Source organism: Micromonospora sp. NBRC 101691, from assembly GCF_030269285.1.
GTDB classification, from domain to species: domain Bacteria; phylum Actinomycetota; class Actinomycetes; order Mycobacteriales; family Micromonosporaceae; genus Micromonospora; species Micromonospora echinospora.
In genome coordinates, this window is record NZ_BSTB01000029.1 from 1 (window position 1) to 23,362 (window position 23,362).

General features: G+C 72.5%; 29 protein-coding genes and 1 riboswitch. Of the genes, 15 read left to right on the top strand and 14 right to left on the bottom strand.

What is annotated here, in order from left to right; all coding sequences use genetic code 11:
• Positions 1–367 precede the first annotated feature (367 nt).
• Positions 368–898 (top strand): DinB family protein, encoded by a 531-nt coding sequence (locus QSK20_RS29865; RefSeq protein ID WP_285791960.1) that lies wholly within the window; start codon positions 368–370, stop codon positions 896–898.
• Between the two features lie 3 nt (positions 899–901).
• Here QSK20_RS29865 and QSK20_RS29870 read toward each other — a convergent pair whose 3' ends face one another.
• The 5 genes from QSK20_RS29870 to QSK20_RS29890 form a co-directional block, all read right to left on the bottom strand.
• Entirely contained in the window at positions 902–1,039 is a 138-nt protein-coding gene (locus QSK20_RS29870; RefSeq protein ID WP_285791961.1) for a hypothetical protein, read from the bottom strand.
• A gap of 62 nt (positions 1,040–1,101) precedes the next feature.
• Positions 1,102–1,275 carry a CsbD family protein gene (locus tag QSK20_RS29875; protein WP_088980945.1) on the bottom strand — a complete coding sequence of 58 codons (174 nt, stop codon included), beginning with the start codon at positions 1,273–1,275 and terminating at the stop codon, positions 1,102–1,104.
• 106 nt (positions 1,276–1,381) lie between these two features.
• On the bottom strand, positions 1,382–3,637 hold the full coding sequence (locus QSK20_RS29880; RefSeq protein ID WP_285791962.1) for a heavy metal translocating P-type ATPase: 2,256 nt from the start codon (positions 3,635–3,637) through the stop codon (positions 1,382–1,384).
• A gap of 13 nt (positions 3,638–3,650) precedes the next feature.
• Positions 3,651–4,547: a DUF8832 domain-containing protein gene (locus QSK20_RS29885; RefSeq protein ID WP_285791963.1), complete on the bottom strand. Its 897-nt coding sequence runs from the start codon at positions 4,545–4,547 to the stop codon at positions 3,651–3,653.
• Complete coding sequence (locus tag QSK20_RS29890) at positions 4,544–4,753, bottom strand: heavy-metal-associated domain-containing protein (protein ID WP_285791964.1); 210 nt, start codon at positions 4,751–4,753, stop codon at positions 4,544–4,546. The genes QSK20_RS29885 and QSK20_RS29890 overlap by 4 nt, the downstream gene beginning before the upstream one ends.
• Before the next feature lie 90 nt (positions 4,754–4,843).
• On the opposite strand from QSK20_RS29890, the gene QSK20_RS29895 reads away from it, so the two are divergent.
• The gene (locus QSK20_RS29895) at positions 4,844–5,140 is read left to right on the top strand and encodes a metal-sensitive transcriptional regulator (protein ID WP_088980949.1); all 297 of its coding nucleotides are present in this window, start codon (positions 4,844–4,846) and stop codon (positions 5,138–5,140) included.
• Positions 5,141–5,504: 364 nt separating this feature from the next.
• Here the strand turns inward: QSK20_RS29895 and QSK20_RS29900 are convergent, their stop codons facing one another.
• On the bottom strand, positions 5,505–5,696 hold the full coding sequence (locus tag QSK20_RS29900) for a DUF397 domain-containing protein (RefSeq protein ID WP_285791965.1): 192 nt from the start codon (positions 5,694–5,696) through the stop codon (positions 5,505–5,507).
• A complete protein-coding gene (locus tag QSK20_RS29905; RefSeq protein ID WP_285791966.1) occupies positions 5,687–6,490 on the bottom strand; it encodes a helix-turn-helix domain-containing protein in 804 nt (267 codons plus the stop codon). The genes QSK20_RS29900 and QSK20_RS29905 overlap by 10 nt, the downstream gene beginning before the upstream one ends.
• 169 nt (positions 6,491–6,659) lie before the next feature.
• Between QSK20_RS29905 and QSK20_RS29910 the strand changes: the two genes are divergently transcribed.
• The 5 genes from QSK20_RS29910 (at position 6,660) to QSK20_RS29930 (ending at position 10,633) form a co-directional block, all read left to right on the top strand.
• A complete protein-coding gene (locus QSK20_RS29910; protein WP_285791967.1) occupies positions 6,660–7,349 on the top strand; it encodes a hypothetical protein in 690 nt (229 codons plus the stop codon).
• Entirely contained in the window at positions 7,346–7,603 is a 258-nt protein-coding gene (locus QSK20_RS29915) for a DivIVA domain-containing protein (RefSeq protein ID WP_285791968.1), read from the top strand. The genes QSK20_RS29910 and QSK20_RS29915 overlap by 4 nt, the downstream gene beginning before the upstream one ends.
• A 2-nt stretch (positions 7,604–7,605) precedes the next feature.
• A complete protein-coding gene (locus QSK20_RS29920) occupies positions 7,606–7,839 on the top strand; it encodes a hypothetical protein (RefSeq protein ID WP_285791969.1) in 234 nt (77 codons plus the stop codon).
• A 165-nt stretch (positions 7,840–8,004) separates the two neighbouring features.
• Positions 8,005–9,321: a YibE/F family protein gene (locus QSK20_RS29925; protein WP_285791970.1), complete on the top strand. Its 1,317-nt coding sequence runs from the start codon at positions 8,005–8,007 to the stop codon at positions 9,319–9,321.
• A 166-nt stretch (positions 9,322–9,487) separates the two neighbouring features.
• Positions 9,488–9,618, top strand: a riboswitch (cyclic di-AMP (ydaO/yuaA leader).
• Between the two features lie 4 nt (positions 9,619–9,622).
• Complete coding sequence (locus QSK20_RS29930; RefSeq protein ID WP_285791971.1) at positions 9,623–10,633, top strand: coiled-coil domain-containing protein; 1,011 nt, start codon at positions 9,623–9,625, stop codon at positions 10,631–10,633.
• 79 nt (positions 10,634–10,712) lie between these two features.
• Here the strand turns inward: QSK20_RS29930 and QSK20_RS29935 are convergent, their stop codons facing one another.
• The gene (locus QSK20_RS29935) at positions 10,713–11,390 is read right to left on the bottom strand and encodes a carbonic anhydrase (protein ID WP_285791972.1); all 678 of its coding nucleotides are present in this window, start codon (positions 11,388–11,390) and stop codon (positions 10,713–10,715) included.
• Between the two features lie 165 nt (positions 11,391–11,555).
• Here QSK20_RS29935 and QSK20_RS29940 point away from each other — a divergent pair, with 165 nt between their 5' ends.
• From QSK20_RS29940 to QSK20_RS29965, 6 genes are all read left to right on the top strand, one after another.
• Complete coding sequence (locus tag QSK20_RS29940) at positions 11,556–11,909, top strand: helix-turn-helix transcriptional regulator (RefSeq protein ID WP_285791973.1); 354 nt, start codon at positions 11,556–11,558, stop codon at positions 11,907–11,909.
• Positions 11,910–12,091: 182 nt separating this feature from the next.
• Positions 12,092–12,466 carry a hypothetical protein gene (locus tag QSK20_RS29945; RefSeq protein WP_285791974.1) on the top strand — a complete coding sequence of 125 codons (375 nt, stop codon included), beginning with the start codon at positions 12,092–12,094 and terminating at the stop codon, positions 12,464–12,466.
• A 158-nt stretch (positions 12,467–12,624) separates the two neighbouring features.
• Positions 12,625–13,410, top strand: a complete 786-nt coding sequence (locus QSK20_RS29950; RefSeq protein ID WP_285791975.1) for a hypothetical protein — start codon at positions 12,625–12,627, stop codon at positions 13,408–13,410.
• Positions 13,411–13,486: 76 nt separating this feature from the next.
• Entirely contained in the window at positions 13,487–13,906 is a 420-nt protein-coding gene (locus QSK20_RS29955) for a pyridoxamine 5'-phosphate oxidase family protein (protein WP_285791976.1), read from the top strand.
• Positions 13,907–14,087: 181 nt separating this feature from the next.
• A complete protein-coding gene (locus tag QSK20_RS32310; RefSeq protein WP_285791977.1) occupies positions 14,088–14,828 on the top strand; it encodes a C39 family peptidase in 741 nt (246 codons plus the stop codon).
• Between the two features lie 182 nt (positions 14,829–15,010).
• Positions 15,011–15,616: a hemerythrin domain-containing protein gene (locus tag QSK20_RS29965; protein WP_285791978.1), complete on the top strand. Its 606-nt coding sequence runs from the start codon at positions 15,011–15,013 to the stop codon at positions 15,614–15,616.
• An 89-nt stretch (positions 15,617–15,705) separates the two neighbouring features.
• Here the strand turns inward: QSK20_RS29965 and QSK20_RS29970 are convergent, their stop codons facing one another.
• From QSK20_RS29970 to QSK20_RS29980, 3 genes are all read right to left on the bottom strand, one after another.
• Positions 15,706–15,933, bottom strand: coding sequence for a ferredoxin (locus QSK20_RS29970; protein WP_285791979.1), 228 nt, complete (start codon positions 15,931–15,933; stop codon positions 15,706–15,708).
• Between the two features lie 16 nt (positions 15,934–15,949).
• On the bottom strand, positions 15,950–17,146 hold the full coding sequence (locus QSK20_RS29975) for a cytochrome P450 (RefSeq protein ID WP_285791980.1): 1,197 nt from the start codon (positions 17,144–17,146) through the stop codon (positions 15,950–15,952).
• 143 nt (positions 17,147–17,289) lie between these two features.
• Positions 17,290–17,472 (bottom strand): antitoxin, encoded by a 183-nt coding sequence (locus QSK20_RS29980; protein WP_285791981.1) that lies wholly within the window; start codon positions 17,470–17,472, stop codon positions 17,290–17,292.
• A gap of 155 nt (positions 17,473–17,627) precedes the next feature.
• Between QSK20_RS29980 and QSK20_RS29985 the strand changes: the two genes are divergently transcribed.
• Positions 17,628–18,791, top strand: coding sequence for an AI-2E family transporter (locus QSK20_RS29985; RefSeq protein WP_285791982.1), 1,164 nt, complete (start codon positions 17,628–17,630; stop codon positions 18,789–18,791).
• A 159-nt stretch (positions 18,792–18,950) separates the two neighbouring features.
• Here QSK20_RS29985 and QSK20_RS29990 read toward each other — a convergent pair whose 3' ends face one another.
• Positions 18,951–19,613 (bottom strand): dienelactone hydrolase family protein, encoded by a 663-nt coding sequence (locus tag QSK20_RS29990; RefSeq protein WP_285791983.1) that lies wholly within the window; start codon positions 19,611–19,613, stop codon positions 18,951–18,953.
• Between the two features lie 228 nt (positions 19,614–19,841).
• Here QSK20_RS29990 and QSK20_RS29995 point away from each other — a divergent pair, with 228 nt between their 5' ends.
• Positions 19,842–20,018, top strand: coding sequence for a hypothetical protein (locus QSK20_RS29995; RefSeq protein WP_285791984.1), 177 nt, complete (start codon positions 19,842–19,844; stop codon positions 20,016–20,018).
• Between the two features lie 187 nt (positions 20,019–20,205).
• On the opposite strand, the gene QSK20_RS30000 is transcribed toward QSK20_RS29995, so the two are convergent.
• Positions 20,206–22,578 carry a glycoside hydrolase family 65 protein gene (locus QSK20_RS30000; RefSeq protein WP_285791985.1) on the bottom strand — a complete coding sequence of 791 codons (2,373 nt, stop codon included), beginning with the start codon at positions 22,576–22,578 and terminating at the stop codon, positions 20,206–20,208.
• Positions 22,575–23,327 (bottom strand): beta-phosphoglucomutase family hydrolase, encoded by a 753-nt coding sequence (locus QSK20_RS30005; RefSeq protein WP_285791986.1) that lies wholly within the window; start codon positions 23,325–23,327, stop codon positions 22,575–22,577. Before QSK20_RS30005 ends, QSK20_RS30000 begins: the two co-directional genes overlap by 4 nt.
• Positions 23,328–23,362: the final 35 nt, after the last annotated feature.

Here is a 23,362-nt window from a genome sequence, read left to right on the forward strand (position 1 = left end):
CATGGTGTAACGACCGGCCGGCCGCCCCCATTCCCGGGGCCACCCGGCCACCCGCCGCGCTCACCGGCAGCGGGCCACAGCCGCACGGGGGATACAACCACCCCGCCCCCACCACCATTCCCCGCCCGCCGCCGCCCCGCCCGCTGCCGGCCCCGTCCCTCGGCCTGGCCCTCAAGTTGCGGCAGGTCGGGGTCTCCACCGCCCGCGTGACCCCGACCTGCCGCAACCGGAGTCGATCAAGCCGCCGGTCCGGCAGCGGATCCTGGCCGAGACCCCTCTTTACGGCTGCGGCCGGCAACTCGTCGCGAACCTCGCAGCGGGTCTTATTCGGTCGACCGGCGGGGTGGCGTGGTGGCATGGTGCCCGGATGCCGGTGCCCTCCCTCACGCTCACGCGGTGGCAGTTCGACCTGACCTGGTCCCTGTTCGAGTACCACCTCGAACGAATCGAACCGGAGGACTTCCGCTGGGAGCCCGCGCCACTGTGCTGGACGATGCGGACCGGCCCCGACGGCCGGTGGGTGCCGGACTGGGCCGACACCGAGCCGGATCCGGTCCCGGTGCCCACGATCGGTTGGCTCACCTGGCACCTCGGCTGGTGGTGGAGCGTGACCCTGGACCACCTCGCCGGACGGCCGCCGCGTGAGCGTACCGACGTCCACTGGCCCGGTCCCGGCGAGCCGACGGTGGCCTGGCTGCGCGACCTGCGCGCCCAGTGGCTGGCCGCACTCGACCGGCTCACCGACGCCGACCTCGACCGCGCCGCGACCTTCCCGTGGCAGGACGACCCCGCGCACACGGTCGCGCACACCCTCAACTGGGTGAACGCCGAACTGATGAAGAACGTCGCCGAGATCGGCCAGCTCCGGCTGCTGCGCGCCGCGCGGGCGTCCGGCTGACGGTCAGGCGACCCGTGGCAGGTGGTCGCGCCGGGGCTCGCGGCGCACCTGGGGATCGTGGGCGAACCGGCCGGTCAGGTCGGTGGTGTCCGCGTTGCCCTTGAGCAGCCAGGCGCCGAGGTCGTCGAGGGCGACCGCCATTTCCCCTCCCGTACGCGCGCGTCGGGCCGGCCGAGGGGCCGACCCGACGCGGAACGCGGACCTCAACTGCGGAACATGTCCTTGATCTTCTCGCCAGCCTGCTTGAGGTGGCCGCTGGCCTGGTCCTGGCGCCCCTCGGCCTCCAGGCGCTCGTTGTCGGTGGCCCGGCCGACGCCTTCCTTGACCTTGCCGGTTGCCTGCTCGGACGCGTTATTGATCTTGTCATCGATACCCATGCGGCACCTCCGGGATCGCGGGTGTGGAACCTCGTCGTCCTACCCCGTTCCTCCTACCCCGACCGCGCCGGCCCAATCCTCCGGTCACGGGCCCCAACCGGGCGTCTCACCCGACCGGGCGGAAGCCACGCAGACGGAGGCTGTTGGCGACCACGAAGACCGAGGAGAAGGCCATCGCCGCTCCGGCGATCATCGGGTTGAGCATCCCGGCGGCGGCCAGCGGCAGCGCCGCCACGTTGTAGGCGAACGCCCAGAACAGGTTGCCCTTGATGATCCGCAGGGTCCGCCGGGCGAGGCGGATCGCGTCCACCGCCGCCACCAGGTCACCCCGGACCAGGGTCAGGTCGGACGCCTCGATCGCGGCGTCCGTGCCGGTGCCCATGGCCAGTCCCAGGTCGGCCTGGGCGAGCGCGGCGGCGTCGTTGACCCCGTCGCCGACCATCGCCACGACCTTCCCCTCGGCCTGGAGCCGCTTGACCACGTCGACCTTCTCCGCCGGCAGCACCTCGGCGATCACCTCGTCCACGCCCACCTCGGCGGCGACCGTACGGGCGACGGCCAGGTTGTCCCCGGTCAGCAGCACCGGCGTCAGGCCGATCTCGCGGAGCCGGGTGATCGCGGCCCGGCTGGTCGGCTTGACCACGTCGGCGACCACCAGGACGCCGCGCGCCGAGCCGTCCCACCCGGCCAGCACCGCCGTCCGGCCCTTGGCCTCCGCGTCACGCACCGCCCGTTCGAGCCCCTCGGGTACGTCGAGACCGCGCTCGCGCAGCAGCCGTACCCGGCCGACCACCAGCTCCCGGTCGTCGACCGTGCCGGTGACGCCGAGCCCCTCGACGTTGGCGAACCCGGTCACCGGGGGCAGCGTGCCGGCGCGGGCGGCCCCGGCGGCCACCGCCCGGGCGATCGGGTGCTCGCTGGCCGCCTCCAGCGCGCCGGCCAGCCGCAGCAGCTCGTCGGCGTCCTGCCCGTCGGCCGGGAGCGAGTCGACCAGGGTCATCTTGCCGGTGGTGACGGTGCCGGTCTTGTCCAGCACGACGGTGTCCACCCGCCGGGTCGACTCCAACACCTCCGGCCCCTTGATCAGGATGCCGAGCTGCGCGCCCCGACCGGTGCCGACCAGCAGGGCGGTCGGGGTGGCCAGGCCGAGCGCGCACGGGCAGGCGATGATCAGCACCGCCACGGCGGCGGTGAACGCGGCGGTCAGGCCGGCGTCGCGGCCCAGCCAGAAGCCGAGGGTGCCGACCGCGAGCGCGATCACGATCGGGACGAAGACACCGGAGATCCGGTCGGCCAGTCGCTGCACCGCGGCCTTGCCGGTCTGCGCCTGCTCCACCAGCTTCGCCATCTGGGCGAGCTGGGTGTCCCCACCGACCCGGGTGGCGGTGACCACCAGTCGGCCGCCCGCGTTGACGGTCGCCCCGACCACGGCGTCACCCGGTCCCACCTCGACCGGCACCGACTCGCCGGTCAGCATGCTGGCGTCGACCGCCGAGGTGCCCTCGGCCACCACCCCGTCGGTGGCGACCTTCTCGCCGGGCCGCACCACGAACCGGTCCCCCACCGCGAGCCGGTCGACCGGGATCCGGACCTCCGCGCCGTCCCGCAGCACGGCGACGTCCTTCGCGCCCAGTTCGAGCAGGGCACGCAGGGCGGTCCCGGCGGTGCGCTTCGCACGGGCCTCGAAGTAGCGGCCGGCGAGGATGAACGTGGTCACCCCGGCCGCCGCCTCCAGGTAGATGTTGCCGGCTCCGTCGCTGCGGGCGATGTCGAAGGTGAACGGGTGCGTCATCCCCGGCGTGCCCGCATCGCCGAGGAAGAGCGCCCAGAGCGACCAGCCGAACGCGGCGAGGGTGCCGAGCGAGATCAGCGTGTCCATGGTCGCCGCGCCGTGGCGCAGGTTGACCAGGGCGGCCCGGTGGAAGGGCAACCCGCCGTAGACCACCACCGGCGCGGTCAGGGTCAGCGACAGCCACTGCCAGTAGGTGAACTGCCAGGCCGGCACCATCGCCAACAGCACCACCGGCACCGTCAGCACGGCCGAGACCCACAGCCGGGTACGTAGCCCGCGCAGCTCGTCCACCGGTTCGGTGGTCCCCTCCGGGCCGGTGACCGGCGTGGGCGGAGCCGGCAACGCGGCGGTGTAGCCGGTCTTCTCGACCGTGGCGATCAGATCCTGCGGCGTGACGGTGTCGTCGTACGAGACGGACGCCTTCTCGGTGGCGTAGTTGACCGTGGCCGTGACGCCGTCCAGGCGGTTGAGCTTCTTCTCGATCCGGGAGGCGCAGGAGGCGCAGGTCATGCCGCCGATCGCCAGTTCGATCCGGTGGGGCGCCACCCGCAGGGGCCCAGCGGTGGACATCGGATACCTCCGGTCAGTCGTGCGCGTGGTCGGCCGGGTCGGCCACGACCGTGAACTCGGCGGTACGGACCGTGCCGCCGTGCTGGAAGTCCAGGAAGAGGCGGTACGTCCCGGCGGACGGCACCTCGGCGCGGAAGCGCACCTCCGGGCCGGGACGGGTCCGCCCGTCGCCGGGGGCACCGTCCGGGTGCACGTGCACGTACGCCAGGTCGCCCTGGCGCAGCGCCACCAGGTGCCCGTACGCGCCGAGGTAGGGCTGGAGATCGGTGACCGGTTCGCCGTCCCGGCGCACGGTCAGGGTCAGCTCGCTGGCCGCGCCGGGTCGCAGCTCACCGGTGAGGGTGACGGCGTATCCGTCGACGTTGGCGGTGGCCGCCGGCGCGGGCAGCGTACGCGGCGTGAAACCGCCGGGGACCGCGACGTCGACACCGAGGGTGAGTGGTTTCGCCCCGGTCGGGGTGAAGTCGGCGAACGCCCGCCAACTTCCCGGCTCGGCGAGCGGGGAGGCGATCCGCCAGGTGCCGTCCGGATCCATCGTCGGGTGCACGTGCCGGAACCCGGCGAGGTCCCGCCGGGCGACGATCAGGTGCATCCGCTTGTCGTGCTCCACGTCGAAGGCGGTTACCGCGTGCCCGTCGGGGCCGGTGACGCGGAAGGCGAACTCGCCGGCCGGCGTGGACACGGGGGTGAGCGTGTAGCCCTGGTCGGAGACGAGCAGTCCGCCGGGGAGGTGGGCGTCGGCACCGCCCGGGGCGTCCTCGTGCCCGCCACCACCCGCAGGGTGTCCCGCGTCGGGGTGGCCGCTCTCGGCGGGGGTGACGGGGCCGGTCACCAGCCCGACCCCGTATGCCGCACCGAGAACCGCCACGAGGCCGAGGGCGAAACCGCTCAGCTTCGTCGCTGTGTTCATGCTCCGACGAGCTCGAATCCGGCCTCGTCGACCGCCGCGCGGACCGTCTCGGTCTCCAGCGGCGCGTCACTGGTGACGGTGACCTGACCGGACGCCAGGTCGACCTGAACGTCCGTGACGCCGGCGACCGCACCGAGCTCGCTGCTGACCGCGCTGACGCAGTGTCCGCAGGTCATGCCCTGGACCTGGTACGTCTTGGTGGTCATCGAAACTCCTCTCGACGATGGATACCCACCTGGGGTATCCCCTCGCCTGGACCGTAACATACCCCAGGGGGGTAAGCTATCCTCGACACCATGAGCACACCCACACCGATCCGGGGATACACGGCCACCAAGGACCAACTGCTCGCGCGACTACGCCGCGTCGAGGGGCAGGTCCGGGGCATCGAGAAGATGGTCGACGAGGACCGGTACTGCATCGACGTGCTCACCCAGATCTCCGCCATCCAGGCCGCCCTGGACAAGGTCGCCCTCGGCCTGCTCGACGGCCACGCCCGGCACTGCATGCACGAGGGTGCCGCCGAGGGTCGCGCCGACGAGATGGCGACCGAGATGATGGCGGCCGTCGGCCGTCTGATGAAACGCGGCTGACCATCGGAGCCCTGCACTGCCGCTTCGAAGGGCGTGCCTAACTGGCCATGCGCCCGGCTGGTGTTGCTCGCCCAGTCCGCCGGATAGAGGGCCACGCTCTCCGGGGGATACGGCGGCTTTCGGAGACCCTGCACCTCACGTGAGGCATGGTGCCGGCCCGGCGGCAGAGTGATCGACTCGGAGTGACATCGAGCCAGAGCGGCCTACACCCAACTCAAGAGCCGGATCTTGGACAATTACCGTTCAAGTAAGACGGTAACTGTCCAAGATTCGAAGCGCCTCTTCGAGATCGTCAGGCGAGTCAGACACCAAAAGGGCGTCCGCCCCCATCCCGGGGTCGAACGCCCGATCCGCTGCAAGTCTGTTATCGCTGACAACCGACCTCAGCGACGAACACCCGCCAGGACGCGGGGTCGAAGGCGAGCGTGCCACCCGACCGGTCCTTCGTGTCGCGCACGAGGACCACCCCAGCCAGATTGTCCGCCACCTCGACGCAGGCTCCACCATTTTGGCTGCTGCGCGTGCTCTTGCGCCAGACAGCGCCGCTCAGATCCATTTCTCAGCCACTCTCCCGATCAACTCGATCGATTGCCTGTGAGGCAACGCCTCGCCCCGGATGCACTCCCACGCTTGTCGTACCCAGAGCAGGCCGGATGGCTCGTCCACCACCTGCCCCTGAAGCTGATTGTCGAGGTAGGCGTACTCATCCCCTCCTTCGAGGGTCGCCATCACGAAGGGACCGCTCATGCCAGCGTACGCCCCGGTGGAAGAGGGAACGACGTGGATTCGTACGTACGGAAGTTGGGCAGACAACTCCACCAGTTGGGACAACTGGTCGCGCATCAGCGCCGCGTTGCCGACTTCCCGATGCAACAAGTGCTCATCCAAGACCGCCACGAACTGTGGTGGTGAGTCCCGCGTAAGCACCTCCTGACGGGCGATGCGGGCAGCCGTCCTGCGTTCCACTTCTTCGGACGTCAGCAGTCCACCAGATGAGAACACCGCACGCGCGTACGCCTCTGTTTGTAGCAGCCCCGGCAGGACCGTCATCTCGTACCACCGTAGGGACAGTGCCTGGCGTTCGATCTCGATCCAGTTGCGGAACCACACCGGAGTGCTCGCGTCACGCACCAGGTCTTCCCAGAGGCTGAGCAGGATTCCGCCGGTTTCCAGGGCTTCGTCCACGGCCTTGAGGTACTCCGGCTTAGGTGGCTTGACGCCGGTCTCGATCGCGCTGACGTGCGTGTTCGAGTAGTGCACCCGCTCACCCAACGCGTCCTGGGTCAGTCCGGCGGCCACCCGCCGCCGACGCAGCTCGCGCAACAGGAACTCGGACGGCGAGATTCCCACACGTTCCCCCACTCTCCTCGGTCCACGTCGCCGCACCCCCATCCAGCCCGACACGGTCACCCAAAGTCATCATGCCGAAGCGGATTGTTCCGAATCCTAGGGCGGCACGGACAGGCTGTACACCCACGGTCACCGCGATCTGACCGAGAGCCCGAAAGAGGGAGGTCCCGTGCCCCGACCCCATCCCGTCCCGCTCGCTCCGCGTCACCGCCGCGACTGGCGTACGGCCTGGCGGCGCTGTGGCTGCGGCTGCGCCTGGCCCTGTCCGGACCGGTACCTGCCGGTGCCGGTCGAGCCGGCTGTCACGCCGACGCTGCCCGCGTACCCGCAGGTCAGAAACGTGCCGGTGGCCAGTGCCACCTGGGCGGTGTCCGGCGTGGCCGACGAGTTGCGGGAGGCGTACGTCGCAGTCGGCGCGGCCGTCGTCCTGCTGGAACGGGCACGGCTCGGCGCGACGCATCCGGCACTGCGGGTCGCGCAGCAGAGCGCCGATCACGCGCTGGACCTGGCCGACGAGGCGGAGCGGTTGCTCGGCCTGGGCGTCGCGCGCCTGCGAACGGCTTGCGGACGAGGCGCACCCGGCCACGACGTGGCCGTCACGGTGGAGGCGGTCGTCGTCCGGCTCCGCGCGGCGGCGGACCGGATCGACCGGTTCCCGCACCGGATCAGGGTGGCCGGGGAACAGCTCCGGGCCGCCGGGGAGGACGGCCCGACCGTCGAGGCGGCGACCGGGGAATGGGCACGGGCCGCCGGGCAGCTCGAACTGACCGCCGCCGCCCTGCGGGAGACCGTCGCCGCGCTCGCGGCGCAGTTTCCCGCGAACGCAGCGGACCCGGCGGGGAGAGGCCGACGGCCGTGATCTACCTGACCGGCAGGCGGCTCGGGCCGCACCAGATCCGGAGCGCGGAATTCGACCGGTGCTGGCGCGGACTCGCACCGGACCAGGTCCGTTCCCATCTCGACCGGGTCGCCGGGGAGGTGGAGCGGTTGCACCGGCACATCCGGGCCGTGGAGGCCGACGGGGATCGGATTCGTCAGGCGCTGCGCCGCTGGCAGTCCGAGTACGCCCAGCGCCGGCCGGCGGACTCCGGCCCTCGGCACGGGGGGTGGTGACGGTGGGCCGATGGGTGCTGCACCTGCCGCTGACGCTGCCCGACCGGGAGTACGCCGTCGCCCTCGCGGTCGCGCTGCGCGACTCCCTCGGGCACGTGCCGGAAATGGACTTCGGGGAGGCCACCGTCAGCGCGGAGGACGACCAGTCGCGGCGTACCCGGATCTGGTGTGACGCGCGGCTGGACGACGGACGGCGGTGTGAGCTGGCGAACAGGCATGACGGGAGGTGCCGGTGACCGGTGGACGCATGGACGGGGCAGCTCGACAGCGTGCGCCGGCGAACTCCCCACCGAGCCGCGCGGAACCGGACCGGGCCGCCGAACAGGCTGCGAGCTGCGGCTTCGGACCCGGCAGAATGGTCCGGCCAGGGCACCCGCCACGCCAGGATCGTTGGGAGAAGCATGGGCCACGACCACAGCCGTCCCACCGCCGCCGCGCCGCCGCGCGTACGGCGTGTCCTGATCGCGACCGTGGTCCCCCTCTTCCTGGCGACCCTGGTCGCGGCGCTGGTGCTCTGGCCCCGGGACGCCCCGTCGGTCGGCGGCGGCGAGGACGCGGCCCGGTACCACGGCACGGTGACGCGGGTGGTGACCGAGCCCTGCCCACCCACGCCGGAGGCCCCGGAGGGGACGACGGAGGGGCCGTGCGGGACCGCCACGGTGACCGTCGACACCGGGCCGGACGCCGGGCAGCAGGTCGAGACGGCGCTGCCCGCCGGGCCGGGATCGCCCTCGGTGGAGGTCGGCGACGAGATCGTCCTGGTGGTGCTGACCGACCCGGCCGACCCGACGGTCAGCAGCTACACCATCGCCGCCCACCAGCGGGGGAAGCCGCTGATCTGGTTGGCCCTGGCGTTCGCCGTCGCCATCGTCGCGTTCGGCCGCTGGCGCGGCCTGGCCGCGCTCGGCGGGCTGGTGGCCAGCTTCGCCATCCTGCTCACCTTCGTGCTGCCCGGTATCGGTGCCGGCGAGTCCCCGCTGCCGGTGGCGGTCACCGGCGCCGCGTTGATCATGTTCGTGGTCTTGTATCTCACCCACGGGGTCACCGCACAGACCTCCGTCGCGGTCCTCGGCACCCTGGCCAGCCTGGTGCTCACCGGCGTGCTCGGCAGCCTGGCGACCGCGCTCACCCACCTCACCGGGTACGGCTCCGAGGACGCCACCACGCTGTCGATGTTCCAGGCCGACGTCGACCTGCACGGGTTGCTCCTGGCCGGCATCATCATCGGCTCCCTGGGCGTCCTGGACGACGTCACGGTCACCCAGGCCGCCACGGTCACCGAACTGGCCCGCGCCAACCCCGACCTCACCCGGCTCCAGCTCTACCGGGCGGCCACGCGGGTCGGCCGGGCGCACATCGCCTCGACGGTCAACACGATCGTGCTCGCGTACGCGGGCGCGTCGCTGCCCCTGCTGCTGTTGCTGACCGCCGACACGCGTGGGATCAGCGAGATCGTGACCAGCGAGTTCCTCGCCCAGGAGATCGTCCGCAGCATCGTCGCGACGCTCGGGCTGATCGCCGCCGTACCGATCACCACCGGCCTGGCCGCCCTGGTGACCACCGCCGGCCGGGGTGGCACGCCGAGCCGCCGCCCGCCCCGGCCGGCCGGTGAGCGGGACGACGCCCTCGCCGCCCTCAGCGGTCCCCGTGCCGCCACCGGGGTCACCGATTCCGCCGCCGGACCGGGCCACCCGAGGAACACGAATCCGGCATGGTGAAACTCCGCAGAGTGACCACCAATCGTTATGATCTTGACAAATGTGACACGAGTGACGGAAAGCAATAGGGAAATAACGCTTTTGGTCGGGATCCGGGCGTAGAACCCCACGCCCACTGTCAGGTAACCTCGCTGCCGGTTACCGCCGAAGGCGCGCACCGGCGCCAGCGGAGCCACCGCCTAATCGCCCACCGGCGAACCGGGGAACCAGGTTCATGGGGTGCATCCGCGTCAGCGGTAGGGGCCACTTCCGCCCCGAACCCGTCAGCTAACCCGGTCGGCGGTCGACGGAAGGGAACACTGTGACGGCACCCCTACGCCGCTGGCTGAAACCGGTCGTGGCCGTGCTCGCCGCCTTCGCCGTGGCCGCTGTGCCCGCGCCGGCCATGGCCGAGCCGTCGAGCCCGTCCGGGCACGACGGAGAGCAGCCGAAGCTCCTCAACGAGGTGATCGAGGAGACGAACCGCAGCTACACCCAGGCTCAGGCGAAGCTCAACGCCTCGAAGAAGCGCCAGCTCACCCTCGCCCTGGAGGTCGAACGGGCGCAGAACGAGCTGAAGTCGCTCACCCCGCAGGTGGCCACGATCGCCGTGCGGTCGTACATGACCGGCCGGGTCGGCCCCGCCTCCATGCTGCTGGACGCCAACACCCCCGACTCGTTCGTCAAGCGGGCCAGCGCGCTGGACGAGATGAACATGGTCAACAGCAAGAAGGTCGCCGCGGTCGCCGCCGCCAAGAACCAGGCGGAACTGGCCAAGAAGGCGCTCGACGCCGAGGTCATGGAGCAGCAGAAGCAGTCCGACATCCTGAAGAAGCGCAAGCGCGAGGCGGAGAAGTCCCTAGCCCTGGTCGGCGGCATGGGGTTGACCGGTGGCCTGGTGGACGCCACCTCCCCGCCCGCCCGGCCCGGCCCCGGGCGGGACAGCAACGGCAACTGGCGTTCGCTGGGCTGCACCGAGGACGACCCGACCACCGGCGGCTGCATCACCCCGCGCACCCTGCACATGTACAAGGAGGTCAAGCGGGCCGGCTTCAACATGTTCGTCGGGTGCTACCGACCGGGCGGGCCGTACGAGCATCCGAAGGGGCGGGCCTGCGACTGGTCGCTCCAGAAGTCGGGGTTCAGCCGGTGGGACACCACGGCGGAACGGAAGTACGGCAACAACCTGACCGCGTTCCTCGTCCGTAACGCCGACGTGCTCGGCATCTACTACGTGATCTGGAACAAGCAGATCTGGTTCCCGGCGACCGGCTGGAGTTCGTACAGCGGGCCCTCGGACCACACGGACCACGTCCACGTCTCCATGCTCTGACCCACCACGCCGAATCGGGCCCCGCATCCGTTCGACCGGAGGCGGGGCCCGTTCGCGTGACCGGCCGGAGCCGGACGGGTCAGTGGCGGGCCGAGGGGGCCGGCCCGGCGGCGAGGGCGACGTCCTCGGTGGCGGCGATCGACCGGACCACGCGTACCTCACCGGCGGCCAGCCGGTACGACATGCCGACCACCGCGCACCGCCCCTCCCGCACCGCGCGGTTGAGCGTCACCGAGCGCTCCAACAGCACCTCGACGGTGTGGTCGATGTGGATGTCGACGATCCCGTCGATGTCGTCGACGCCCTGCCGGGCGGCCTGGCGGAGGCTGGGCACCACCGCGCCCACGACCGCCCCCAGGTAACCGGGGGGCGTGGTCCCGGAGCCGTCGGCCTCCCGGGCGGCCTGCACCGCCCCGCAGGAGTCGTGGCCGAGGACGACCACCAGCGGGGTCTCCAGGACGCTCACCGCGTACTCGATGCTGCCCAGCACCTCGGTGCCGACGATGTGCCCGGCGGTCCGGACGACGAAGAGGTCACCGAGGCCCCGGTCGAAGATGATCTCGGCGGCCAGCCGGGAGTCGGAGCAGCCGAGCACGACCGCGAAGGGGTGCTGCCCGTCGGCGACCGCGGCCCGGTGTCCGGCGTCCTGGTTGGGGTGCAGCGGGTTGCCGGTGACGAAGCGCCGGTTGCCCGACTGCAACTCGACCAGCGCCTGCGCGGGACTCGCCGGAGGCTGTTGTCCACCGGGAACGGCCATTACTCAATCCACCCCTTCTCCGGACCGGGGCCGCATGCCCGACGGGGAGACACGGCCAGCCACCACGGTCACACGGAGCGCAAACTACGTCAAGGGATACGTGATATGCGTTTCAGGTGTTGACAGCGGAGGGCGCGACGCCGAATGCGAAGCGAAGGTCATAACATGACGGTCATGGCGACGACGCAGCGTGAGAACGGGAGCCAACGGAACTGGACCTTCCTCACGAACCACGCGCACGTACTGCTCGCCATCGCCCGTAACCCCACCGCCCGGCTGCGCGACGTCGCCGACGAGGTGGGCGTGACCGAGCGGGCCGCGCAGGCGATCGTGGCCGACCTGGAGGCCGGCGGCTACCTCCAACGCACCCGGGTCGGTCGGCGCAACGAGTACACGGTGAACCCGGCCGGGCGCTTCCGGCACCCCGCCGAGGCGTACCAGCACGTCGGGGCCCTGCTCGCGCTCTTCACCGACCAGGGCAACACCGGTCCGGCCACCGCCGGCTCGCCCACCCCCTGACCCGGCTCCGTCGACTCCGGACGGTCCACCGTGTACCGGCGTGCCGTGACGCGGAGACCGAACGTCGACGGATCGGTCGACGGCGACGCGACCAGGGGCGACGTGGCCGGGACGACCGGTGGGTCCGGTCACACCACGGTCGCCGACGGGCGGCCGGGCGGACCGCCCGTTAGGTTGGAACGGTGCAGCCGCCCGCCTTCGTCCGCCCGATCGGGCCGACGATGCTGCGTGCCCTGCGCGTGCTGACCCGCCTGGCGCTGACCGCCCTGGTCCTGACGCTGACCTTCGGCGGGGCCACCGCCACCCCGGCCGAGTCGTTCCCGGCCTCACCCCAGCTCCGGCCGGCCCCGGTCGTCGGCGGCCCGCAACCGGCCGCCCGGCCGGTCGTGGCACCACTGCCGCCCCGGCCGGTCGACGAGCACGCCGACGCCCCGACGCCGCCGGTCCGCCCCACCGGTGACCCGGGCACCGCCACCACGGTCGCCGTTCCGCTTCCGCCGCCGGCCACCGACCCCGGACAGGGGTCCGTCGGCCGACGCGGCCCGCCCCGGGCCTGACCGACCGTCCACGACCGACCGTCCGGACTGATCCCGTGCCGGGCCGGTCGACGTCCGCCGTGGGCGGGGAACACCCGCCGCGCCGCGCGCCCCCGTGCCCGCCCGGACCGGGCACCCCGTTGAGCCCTGTCCCGTCCTCCCCTCACGAGGTGCTGGTGATGCAGACCGTCCTCTCCTCCGTCCTCCTCGACGTACCCCGGGCCGCCGTCATCTGGCTGGCCCTCCTCGGCGTCATCGTGGCCGTCGTCGCCACCCTGCTCGCCCGCCCGGACCGGTTCCACGTGGGCCGCCGCATCCGCCAGGCCGTGCTCCCCACCGAGTTGGAGGTGGCCCGGGAACGACAGGACCTCGACCGGTACGCCGAGGAGGTGGCGGTCGCCGCCGAGCGCGCCTCGGTGGCCGCCGGGCGTCGGCGGGCCGAGTGGCTCGCCGCCCAGGAGGCGGTGGAGGCCGCCTGGGCGGCGTACCAGGACGTCGAGGCAGACCTGCGCCGCCTGGACACCGCCGCGGCCCTGCCCCTGCCGCACACCCCGCAGACCCCGGCCGAGTACGCCGACCGGGAGCGCTACCTGCACCGGGCCGCGCGGGCCGCGTACGAACGCCGCGAGCTGTCGGAGGAGCAGCTCGCCGACGCCCTCGCGTACCGCAACGGGTGGGACCCCCGGCTGCACCCGGTCGAGCAGGAACGGGTGGTGCGGCGGGCCGTCCGGGACCACCTGCTCGCCCGGCACCGGGCTGCCGCCGAGCGGGAACGGGCGGCGTGGCACGACGCGGAGCTGACCGCCGCGTCCGCCCGCAGTCTGCGCGACGAGGCGTTCGCGGCCGTCGGACGGGAGCCCGAGACCTCCGACGTCCTCCCCCTGCTGGGCACGGAGCAGCCGACGTCGGCCGGGAACCGCCCAGGTCGCCCGGAGTTCCGGCAGGGGCGGGCCGCCGTCGCCTGACCGGGCGGAACCGGACATCCGCCCGCACCCGGGACGGCCGTGCCATGATCGCAGTGGCCGGCAGACAGGGGACGACATGCGCCAGCGGACCGGGGGCGGACACCAGCTCGACCCGCACGACGAACGGGTCGCCGCGTTCTTCCGGGAACGGCACGTCGCGACGCTGACGACGCTGCGTCCGGACGGCACCCCGCACGTCGTACCGGTGGGGGTGACCTTCGATCCGGCGACCGGGCTGGCCCGGGTGATCACCTCGGGGACGTCCCACAAGGCCCACCACGTCGCCGCCGCCGGACCGGAGGGGGCACCGGTGGCGGTGTGCCAGGTCGACGGCCGGCGCTGGCTCACCGTCGAGGGCCGCGCCGTGGTCCGGACCGACGGCCCGGCGGTGGCCGAGGCGGAACGCCGCTACACCGAGCGGTACCGCCCGCCCCGGGCCAATCCCGCCCGTGTGGTCATCGAGATCACCGTCACCCGGCTCCTCGGAACCCTCTGACCCCCCCCGGACCGCGAGCCCCCGGTCGAGTAGGGGCGGAATGGCTGGCGGGGACCGGTCGTTGACACCTCGGTGCGCCCCGGCAGGGGCGAATTCCTGGACAGCCGAAACCCTGACTCGGTGCAGGTGTCCGCGCGTCCACCCCGTGGCGCGGACGTCGATCCCCCGAAGGAGCTTCGACATGAACTGGATGCTGCGCAAGAGCCTGCTGTCGGTCGCCGGGCTGGCCCTCACCGGCGGCGCGGTCGCCGGACCGGCCGTGGCCGCCCACGCCACGCCCCCGAAGGGGGAACGGCCGACCTCGTCGCCCCGCGCCGACCAGGGTGACCGGGACCGGCACGACCGGAGGGACGACCGGGACGACCGGGACCGCCGGGACGACCGGGACCGCCGGGACGACCGGGACCGCCGGGACGACCGTCGACGTGAACGTGCGGTCGGCATCGAGTACCAGGCCCAGCCGAACTTCTACTACTGCGGACCGGCCGCGACCCGGATCGCCCTGAGCGCCGCCGGCAAGCACCTCAGCCAGGACGAACTGGCCAGGAAGCTCGGCACCACCGAGGCCGGCACCAACTCGGCCGAGGACGTCACCCGGGTGCTCAACGAGCTGACCGGCGGCTACCGGACCACCGAGATCCGGGAGTCGGCGGCCAGCCCGGAGCAGATCGAGCGGCTGCGTGCCGACGTGGTCGACGCGCTGGAGGCCGGGGACCCGGTGGTGGCGAACATCAAGGGCAGCACGGTCGACACCGACGGTCGGGCGCACTCGTTCCCCGGCGGCCACTACCTGACCGTGGTGGCCTACCGGGACGGCGGCGACGTCGTCCGGATCGCCGACCCGGCCGACCCGGTCGGCGAGTACTGGATGACCACCGAGCGGCTCGCCCACTGGATCGCCGAGCGCGGATACAGCTCCTGACCTGCGGGTCGGGCTCACCTGACCGCCGAACGCCGGGGCCGGTCTCCCTGCCAGGGAGGCCGGCCCCGCGTCGTGGCCGCCCCCGGCGGTTCCGCATCCCACCGGACGTCGCGGATTGGTCGACGGAACGCAGGGTACGGAAAGGACATCCGCAACGAATCGCACGGGTAGGGAGCAACAACATGACCAACCCAGAGGCCATGGCGGGACGGGACGTCATCGACGTCCTGACCGCCGACCACCGCGAGGTCGAGGCGCTCTTCGTCGAGCTGGAGAACCGGCAGGGCACCCCGGAGCACCGGCGGCAGCTCGTCGACGTGGTGATCGCCGAACTGGTCCGGCACAGCGTCGCCGAGGAGGCGTACGTCTACCCGGCCACCCGCAAGGCGCTCCCGGACGGTGACCAGGTCGCCGACCACGAGATCTCCGAGCACGCCGACGCCGAACGCACGATGAAGGACCTGGAGTCGGTGGACCCGTCCGACCCGCGTTTCGACCAGCTCCTCACCCACCTGACCACTACGATCCGGCACCACGTGCAGGAGGAGGAGACCGACCTGTTCCCCCGGCTGCGGGCTGCGTGCGCGCACGAGGAGCTGGTGGAACTCGCCGACAAGGTGACGGCGGCGAAGCGGATCGCGCCGACCCGGCCACACCCGGCCGCGCCGGACCACCCGCCCGCCAACAAGCTGCTCGCCCCGGGCGCGGGGCTGGTCGACCGGCTGCGGGACGCGCTCAGCGGCCGTCCCACCAGCATGGCGGAGCTACGGGAGAAGCAGCGCCACTGACCGGCCGCCACCGGTTCTGATCGCGGCACCTCCATGGGCGGCACGGCCCACGGAGGTGCCGCGACCACGTCAGCACGGGGCGGCCAGGTTCACAGCTCCGGGGCGATCCGGCGGTCACTGCTCGCGTCGGAGACCCGGATGGCCTCCATCGGGCAGGACTCGGCCGCGTCGATCACCGGATCCGCCGGCTCGATCAGTTCCTTCCGGGGGCAGGACAGGCCGTCGACGAGGACGAAGTGCTCCGGCGCCGCACCCGTGCAGATGCCGGATCCGATGCACCGGGTGGGGTCGACGCTCACCCGCCACGACGAGGTCACCAGGGTCTCCTCTCGCTCACCAGCTCACCGGCAGGCTCGTCAGGCCGCGTACCAGCAGGCCGGTCTTCCAGGTCAGTTCCGGTTCGGGCACGGCGAGCCGCAGACCGGGCGTCCGTTCGACCAGGGTCTCCAGGACGACCTGGAGTTCCATCCGGGCCAACTGCGCGCCGACGCAGTGGTGCACCCCGTGTCCGAAGGCGACATGCGGGTTGACCGGGCGGGCCAGGTCGATCTGGTCCGCGTCGGTGAAGACCCGCTCGTCCCGGTTGGCCGAGTGGATCGAGACGACCACCGGCTCGCCGGCCCGGACCAGCACCCCGCCGACCTCGACGTCCTCGGTGGCGTAGCGGGGGAAGGCCGCGGTCGCCCCGAGCGGGACGAACCGCATCAGCTCCTCGACGGCGCTCGGCACCAGACCCGGCTCGGCGCACAGACGCGCCCACTGTTCCGGGTTGGTCAACAGCACGTAGACCAGGTTGGGGATCTGGTTCACCGTGGTCTCGTGCCCGGCGGCGAGCAGGCCGGCGGCGAGCCTGACCAGCTCGTCCTCGCTGAGCCGGTCGCCGTCGGAGTCGCGCATCCGGACCATCGCGCCGATCAGGTCGTCGGTGGGGGTCGTCCGGCGCTGCTCGACCAGCCCCGCCATGTACCCGAACAGGTTGTCGACGTACTCCCGGGCCCGTTCCGGACTGAGCGCGGTGGTCGAGACGATCGCCTCGGACCAGGTGTGGAAGCGGTCCTGGTCGGTGACCGGCACGCCCAGCAGGTCGCAGATGACCCGGATCGGCAGCGGTGTCGCCAGGTGGACGACCAGGTCGGCGGGGGCACCGGCGGCGACCATGCCGTCGACCAGTTCCCCGGCGACCCGGCGGGTGCCCGGCCGGAGCTGCTCGACGCGGCGGGCGGTGAACGCCTTCGCCACCACCCGGCGCAGACGCGTGTGCTCCGGCGGATCCATCCCCAGAATCCCGGACTCCCGCTGCTCCGGCACGTTGCGCGGCTCGTCCCGCCCGGCCGAGGCGGCCCGGCTGAACCGGGGGTCGCCGAGGACCATGCGGACGTCGGCGTGCCGGGTGGCCAGCCAGGCCGGCTCGCCGTACGGCAACTGGACGCGGACGAGCGGCTCGTCGCGGCGCAGTTCGGCATACCGGGGATCGAGGTTGAGCCGGTCGGGTGGGCTGAACGGGTACGGGTGCGCGATCGTGTCGGTCACCGGATGACGTCCTCTCGTCGGCGTCCCGCGCGAGCGCGGTTGCACGTCCGCGACACACGACTCGACGTCGAGTCATGGCCTGACTGCGGATAGTAGCGAGAGTGGTCGATCCTGACCAGAGCCCCCCGGCGTGGCCCGAGCCGTCAGCGCGCCTGGTCGCCCTCACCGGTACGCGCCTGGGCCTGGTCCACGCCCCGGTCGATCTGCTCGTCGTACCTGCCGCCGGTGCGCTGGTCGATCTTGTCGCCGGCCTTCTCCAGCCCCTGGTCGACCTGCTTGTCGTGCTTGTCGGCGAAGTCCTTGGCCTTGTCCATGAAGTCGCTCACGGTGCTCCCCTCCCTCGGTCGGTCCCTGTCCGCCTTCCCCCGGGCCGGAGCGGCAAACGGATCACACCGGTCCGGCCCCGGTCACGCAGGGCGCTCCACGGGTGTCGTGGACGGGATGGACGGGTACCTCCGGGCGGGAATCGAGGAGGGCCGACGTGATCGACGACGAGGGGCAGACCCCGGACCGTCCGGTGCCGGGCGGACTGCGCGGAACGTGGGACCGGCTGCCCTGGCTGGTGCGGTCGGTGGTCATGTGGAGCGCCTGCCTGGTGGTGCTGGTCGCCGCCCTCTACCTGCTCGGTCGGATCGCGGTGCTGCTCGCCCCGCTGGCGATCGCGCTCGCCGTGACCCTCTTCCTCACCGCGCTGCTCGACCCGGTGACCCGACTGCTGCGCCGGATGCGGCTGCCCGGGACCCTCGCCGCCCTGCTCACCGTGCTCCTGCTGCTCGGCGTGCTGTTCGGCACCGTCGCGCTGGTCTGGAGCCTGACCGCCGGCCAGTTCAGGGACCTGACGGACGAACTCGACCAGGGCGTCCAGCGGACCCGGGACTTCGTCACCTCGACGTTCCCGGTCAGCGAGACCCAACTCGACCGGCTTACCGAGCAGGCCCGCGGCGGCATCGACCGCAGCTCACCGGATCCGGTCTCCGGCGCACGTACCGCCGCCGAGGTGGCCGGGTCGGTGCTGCTCTCCCTCGTCCTGCTCTTCTTCCTGCTCAAGGACGGCCGGGCGATGTGGCACTGGGTGGTGCGGCGGGTCTCCGAGCGGAACCGGGCGGTGGCCGCCGCCGCCGGGCGGGCCGGTTGGCGCACCCTCGGGGCGTACAGCCGGGGGACGATGATGATCGCCCTGATCGACGCGGTCGGCATCGGGCTGGCGCTGGTTCTGCTCGGCGTGCCGATGGCCTTCCCGCTGGCGCTGATCACCTTCATCGGCGCGTTCGTCCCGATCATCGGGGCGACCGTGGCCGGCGCGGTCGCGGTCCTGGTGGCGCTCGCCGCGAACGGCCCCGGCACGGCCCTGCTGGTGCTCGCCGCCGTGATCGCCGTCCAGCAGGCCGAGGGCAACCTGCTGGAACCCCTGATCATGAAACGTCAGGTACGGCTGCATCCGGCGGTGATCCTGGTGGCGGTGACCGCCGGCACGCTGGTCGCCGGGATCGCCGGCGCTTTCGTGTCGGTGCCGATCACCGCCGTCACCTACCGCGTGGTCGACACCATCCAGCGGCACCGCCAGCGGGCCGCCCGCCAACAGGCTCTCCACCTGCCGGACCGCGCCGAACCCGGGCCCGGCGCGGTCCCACCCGCCCCCGCCTGACCCACTCTTCCCGCCCCCGCCCGACCCACCGGCAGGCCGTCCGCCCCGGACGGCCGGCACGGCACCCGTCCGCCCGTCCGCCCGGACGGCAGGACGGCCCGGTGGCTGGCCGGCGGGGCGGCTGGGCGGCCCGGCGGCGGGGCGGCGGGGCGGCGGGGCTCAGCGCAGGTGGGTGGTGAACCAGGTGCCGGCGTGGTCGGCGACCTGTTCCAGGGTGCCCGGCTCCTCGAAGAGGTGTGTCGCGCCGGGCACCACCCGCAACTCGCCCACCCCGTCGAGTGTGGAGAGGGCCGACTCGTTCAGCGCCAGCACCTGTTCGTCCAGGCCGCCGACCAGGAGCAGGCTCGGTGCGCGTACCCGGGACAGGGCGGCACCGGCCAGGTCGGGTCGCCCGCCCCGGGAGACCACCGCCCGGACGAGGTCCGGCCGGTCCGCCGCCGCGACAAGCGCCCCGGCTGCCCCCGTGCTCGCCCCGAACAGGCCGATCGGCAGCCGTCCCAACGCGGGTTCGGCGGCCAGCCAGGCGACGATGCCCACCAGCCGCCCGGCGAGCAGGTCGATGTCGAAGCGGAGTTCGGCGGTCCGCGCGTCCACCCGCGCCTCCTCCGGGGTCAGCAGGTCCACCAGTACGGTGGCGAGCGCCCGGTCGTTGAGCGTGTGCGCCACCGCCACGTTGCGCGGACTACGCCGGGAGGAACCGCTGCCGTGCGCGAACAGCACCACCCCGACCGGTTCGGCGGGCACGAACAGGTCCGCGGTGAGCGCGGCCCCCGAGGGTGCGTTCGCGACGGGTATCGCCGTCCCGGTGGTGCGTACGTCCATGGTCCGACCTCCGCAACCGCCGGCCCCTGCGCCGGCTCCGCGTGCGTTACCCGGCTCGGCCGCCGGCACGCCCGCCATGGAGCCGCGACGAGGTACGGCCCACGACGGGTCGCTGGCCGGCGGTGGCGGGTTTGCCGGTGCCGGGCCCGGGTAGCCGTGGGCGACCGGCGGGCGACGTCCGCCACGAGGCGGCCGGCGCACGGCTGCCACCAGACGGGGAGGACCGGCATGGGCCAGCAGCAGAAGTCCCGCAAGGAGCGCACCGACGAGCAGCGGAGCCGAGAGGACGAGGAGCGCGGCCGGGACTGGGCGGACGAGGCCGCCCAGGCGCGCACCGCCGACGACCCGAGGGCGATGGCCCCGCACGACGCCGCCGGCAAGCCCACAACCGGCGGCCACCTCTGACCCACCCCACCGCCCCACCGCCCCCTGTCCCGCCCACCGCCCACGCCCCACCGCCCCGTCGATCATGAAGTTGTGGCGCCTGAACAGTGGCATTTGTGAGGCTTGTTCGGTGCCCGAACTCCATGATCGACAGGGAGATGGGGTGGGTGGTGGGTGGGGCAGGGGCAGGGGGTGGTGGGGTGGGGGTTTACTCGCGGATCTTGTCGGCCTGGCGTAGGGGGGCGCGGCCGGGGGGCTGGGTCGGCGGTGGGCCGGACGGACGGGGCGGCGGCACCGGCATGGTGACCGGCTGGTCGCAGGTGACCCGGATGCGCTCACCGTAGTGCCGCAGCTCCAGCACGGCGTCCGGCCCGCCGTGTCGCAACGAGTACGTCGTCTGGTGCCCCCGGATGTCCACCCGCAACCGGAGCTGTCGCCACTGGAGCGAGAACTCCAGGCGGCTGAGCCGACTGGAGAGCCGGGGGCAGAACGACAGTTCCTCGTCGTGGTCGCGGAGTCCGCCGAACCCGGCGACCAGGGCGATCCACGCCCCGGCCAGGGATGCCATGTGCACGCCGTCGCGGGTGTTCTCGTTGAGGTCGTGCAGGTCCATCAGCGCGGCCTCACGCAGGTAGCTGTGCGCCAGCTCGGGATGCCCCACCTCGGCGGCCAGCACCGCCTGCGTGCAGGCCGACAGGGAGGAGTCCCGGACGGTCCGCCGCTCGTAGTAGAGGAAGTTCCGCAGCTTCTCGTCCGCGCTGAACGCGTCCCCGCGCCAGTGCATCGCCAGCACCAGGTCCGCCTGCTTGACCACCTGCTTGCGGTACAGGTCGAAGTACGGGTAGTGCAGCAGCAGCGGGTACCGGTCCGACGGCGTGTGCTCGAAGTCCCACTCCTCCTGACGGGTGAACCCCTCGACCTGCTCGTGCACCTCGACCTCGTCGTCGTACGGGATGTGCATCGCGTGGGCAGCGTCCCGCCACGTCGCCGCCTCCTCCTCGGTGACGCCGTACTGGAGCGCCTGGTCGCGGTAGCGCATCGCCACGTCGGCGGCGGTGAGCAGGTTCCGCTGGGCCATCAGGTTCGTGTAGACGTTGTCGTCCTTGACCGCGGTGTACTCGTCCGGGCCGGTGACACCGTCGATGTGGAACTCGCCGTGCCGGTCGTGGTGTCCGAGCGAGCGCCACAGCCGGGCCGTCTCGACCAGCAGTTCCAGTCCGATGGACTGTTCCAGTTCGGTGTCCCCGGTGACCAGGACGTAGCGGCGCAGCGCGTCGGCGACGTCGGCGGCGACGTGGAAGGCGGCCGTCCCCGCCGGCCAGTACGCCGACGACTCCGGCCCCTCGATGGTGCGCCAGGGGAAGGCCGCCCCGTCCAGGTACAACGTCCGGGCCCGGTCACGGGCCTGCGGGAGGGTGGCGTGCCGCCAGTGCAGGGCGTCCCGGACGGCGCTCGGCTGGGTGTAGGTGAGCACCGGCAGCACGAACATCTCGGTGTCCCAGAACGCGTGCCCGTCGTACCCCGGGCCGGTCAGCCCCTTGGCCGAGATCGGTCGTCGTTCGGCGCGGGCACCGGACTGCAACACGTGGAACAGCCCGAACCGGACCGCCTGCTGCACCTCGGGGTCACCCTCGACCCGCACGTCGGCGGCGTCCCAGAACTCGTCCAGGTACTCCCGCTGTTCCCGGCGCAGCCCGTCCCAGCCGTCCAGCCGGGCCGCCGCGAGGGCCGCGCCGACCTGGTCGCGCAACGCCGGCAGCGACCGCTGGCTGGACCAGCTGTACGTGAGCAGCTTCTCCACGTGCAGCTTCTCGCCCGGCTCCAGCACACAGCCGACGGTGGTACGGACCCAGTCGTCGTACCCCTCGGTGCTGACCGTCACGTCGGCCGGCGCGTGCACCTCGTGGTCCATCGCGGCGGCCACCCGCAGGCCGCTCACCTTGGTCCGGTGGATCAGCAGTCCGCCGTTGTCGCGGGTGAGCTGTTCCTCGGCGAGCAGCGGTGACTCCAGTACCGCCGCCACCCGGGGATCCCTGCTCTGCGCGGGCAACGCCTCGTTGGCCACCAGTTCGGACTGGACGATCAAGCGCAGCGGCCCGTCGACCGCCTCGACCTCGTAGTTGATCGCGGCGGCCGAGCGCTGGCGGAACGAGACCAGCCGGGTGCTGCGCAGCTTGACCTCCCGCCCGGCCGGGGAACGCCAGTGCACGTACCGGTGCAGGGTGCCGGCGCGCAGGTCGAGGATCCGCTCGTGGTCGAGGAGCTCGCCGTACCGGACGTCGAACGGCTCGTCGTCGACGAGCAGCCGGATCAGTTTGCCGTTGGTGACGTTGACGATGGTCTGCCCGGACTCCGGGAAGCCGAACCCGGCCTCGGCGTACGGCAGCGGACGCAGCTCGTAGAAGGAGTTCAGGTAGGTGCCGGGCAGGCCGTGCGGTTCACCCTCGTCGAGGTTGCCGCGCATCCCGATGTGCCCGTTGGAGAGCGCGAAGATCGACTCGGACTGGGCCAGCACGTCGAGGTCGAGCAGCACCTCCCGCACGTGCCACGGCTCGACCGGATACGCCCGTTCCCGGATCACCCGCGGAACTCCACGTCGAGCAGGTCGCCGAGGTCGCGTACCACGACGTCGGCGCCCTGGGCGCGCAGCTCGTCGGCCTGTCCGACCCGGTCGACGCCGACCACGTAGCCGAACCCGCCCGCCCGGCCGGCGGCCACCCCGGCCAGCGCGTCCTCGAAGACCACCGCCTGGGCGGGTACGACGCCGAGCTGCCGTGCCGCCGCCAGGAAGGTGTCCGCGTGCGGTTTGCCGCGCAGTCCCTCGGCACGGGCGACCAGCCCGTCCACCCGGACCTCCAGCAGGTGTTCCAGGCCGGCGGCGGCGACCACCTCACGGCAGTTGGCGCTGGCCGAGACGACCGCCCGGTGCAGCCCGGCGGCGGCCACCGCCTCCAGGTACGCCACCGAGCCGGGGTAGACGTCGACGCCGCCGGTGCGCAGCCGCTCCAGCAGGACGACGTTCTTACGGTTGCCGAGCCCGTGCACGGTCTCCGCCCCGGGCGGGTCGTCCGCGGCCCCCTCGGGCAGCGCGACGCCCCGGGAGGAGAGGAAGGTGCGGACCCCGTCGGCCCGGGGCCGGCCGTCGACGTACCGGTTGTAGTCGTCCCCCGGGTCGAAGGGGCGGTACGGCTCACCGGTGGCGGTGGACCGCGCGCGCAGGAACGCGTCGAAGGTCTCGGTCCACGCGGCGTTGTGCACCCGGGCGGTCTGGGTCAGCACGCCGTCCAGGTCGAAGAGGCAGGCGGTCACGTGATCGGGTAGGCCCAGCACCCCCTGAATCTAACCAGTGGAAACCGCCCACAAAC

Coding starts and splice junctions, on each gene's coding strand:
- QSK20_RS29865 (WP_285791960.1), top strand. CDS start 368: ATGCCGGTGCCCTCCCTCACGCTCACGCGGTGGCAGTTCGACCTGACC.
- QSK20_RS29870 (WP_285791961.1), bottom strand. CDS start 1,039: ATGGCGGTCGCCCTCGACGACCTCGGCGCCTGGCTGCTCAAGGGCAAC.
- QSK20_RS29875 (WP_088980945.1), bottom strand. CDS start 1,275: ATGGGTATCGATGACAAGATCAATAACGCGTCCGAGCAGGCAACCGGC.
- QSK20_RS29880 (WP_285791962.1), bottom strand. CDS start 3,637: ATGTCCACCGCTGGGCCCCTGCGGGTGGCGCCCCACCGGATCGAACTG.
- QSK20_RS29885 (WP_285791963.1), bottom strand. CDS start 4,547: ATGAACACAGCGACGAAGCTGAGCGGTTTCGCCCTCGGCCTCGTGGCG.
- QSK20_RS29890 (WP_285791964.1), bottom strand. CDS start 4,753: ATGACCACCAAGACGTACCAGGTCCAGGGCATGACCTGCGGACACTGC.
- QSK20_RS29895 (WP_088980949.1), top strand. CDS start 4,844: ATGAGCACACCCACACCGATCCGGGGATACACGGCCACCAAGGACCAA.
- QSK20_RS29900 (WP_285791965.1), bottom strand. CDS start 5,696: ATGGATCTGAGCGGCGCTGTCTGGCGCAAGAGCACGCGCAGCAGCCAA.
- QSK20_RS29925 (WP_285791970.1), top strand. CDS start 8,005: ATGGGCCACGACCACAGCCGTCCCACCGCCGCCGCGCCGCCGCGCGTA.
- QSK20_RS29935 (WP_285791972.1), bottom strand. CDS start 11,390: ATGGCCGTTCCCGGTGGACAACAGCCTCCGGCGAGTCCCGCGCAGGCG.
- QSK20_RS29940 (WP_285791973.1), top strand. CDS start 11,556: ATGACGGTCATGGCGACGACGCAGCGTGAGAACGGGAGCCAACGGAAC.
- QSK20_RS29950 (WP_285791975.1), top strand. CDS start 12,625: ATGCAGACCGTCCTCTCCTCCGTCCTCCTCGACGTACCCCGGGCCGCC.
- QSK20_RS29955 (WP_285791976.1), top strand. CDS start 13,487: ATGCGCCAGCGGACCGGGGGCGGACACCAGCTCGACCCGCACGACGAA.
- QSK20_RS32310 (WP_285791977.1), top strand. CDS start 14,088: ATGAACTGGATGCTGCGCAAGAGCCTGCTGTCGGTCGCCGGGCTGGCC.
- QSK20_RS29965 (WP_285791978.1), top strand. CDS start 15,011: ATGACCAACCCAGAGGCCATGGCGGGACGGGACGTCATCGACGTCCTG.
- QSK20_RS29990 (WP_285791983.1), bottom strand. CDS start 19,613: ATGGACGTACGCACCACCGGGACGGCGATACCCGTCGCGAACGCACCC.
- QSK20_RS29995 (WP_285791984.1), top strand. CDS start 19,842: ATGGGCCAGCAGCAGAAGTCCCGCAAGGAGCGCACCGACGAGCAGCGG.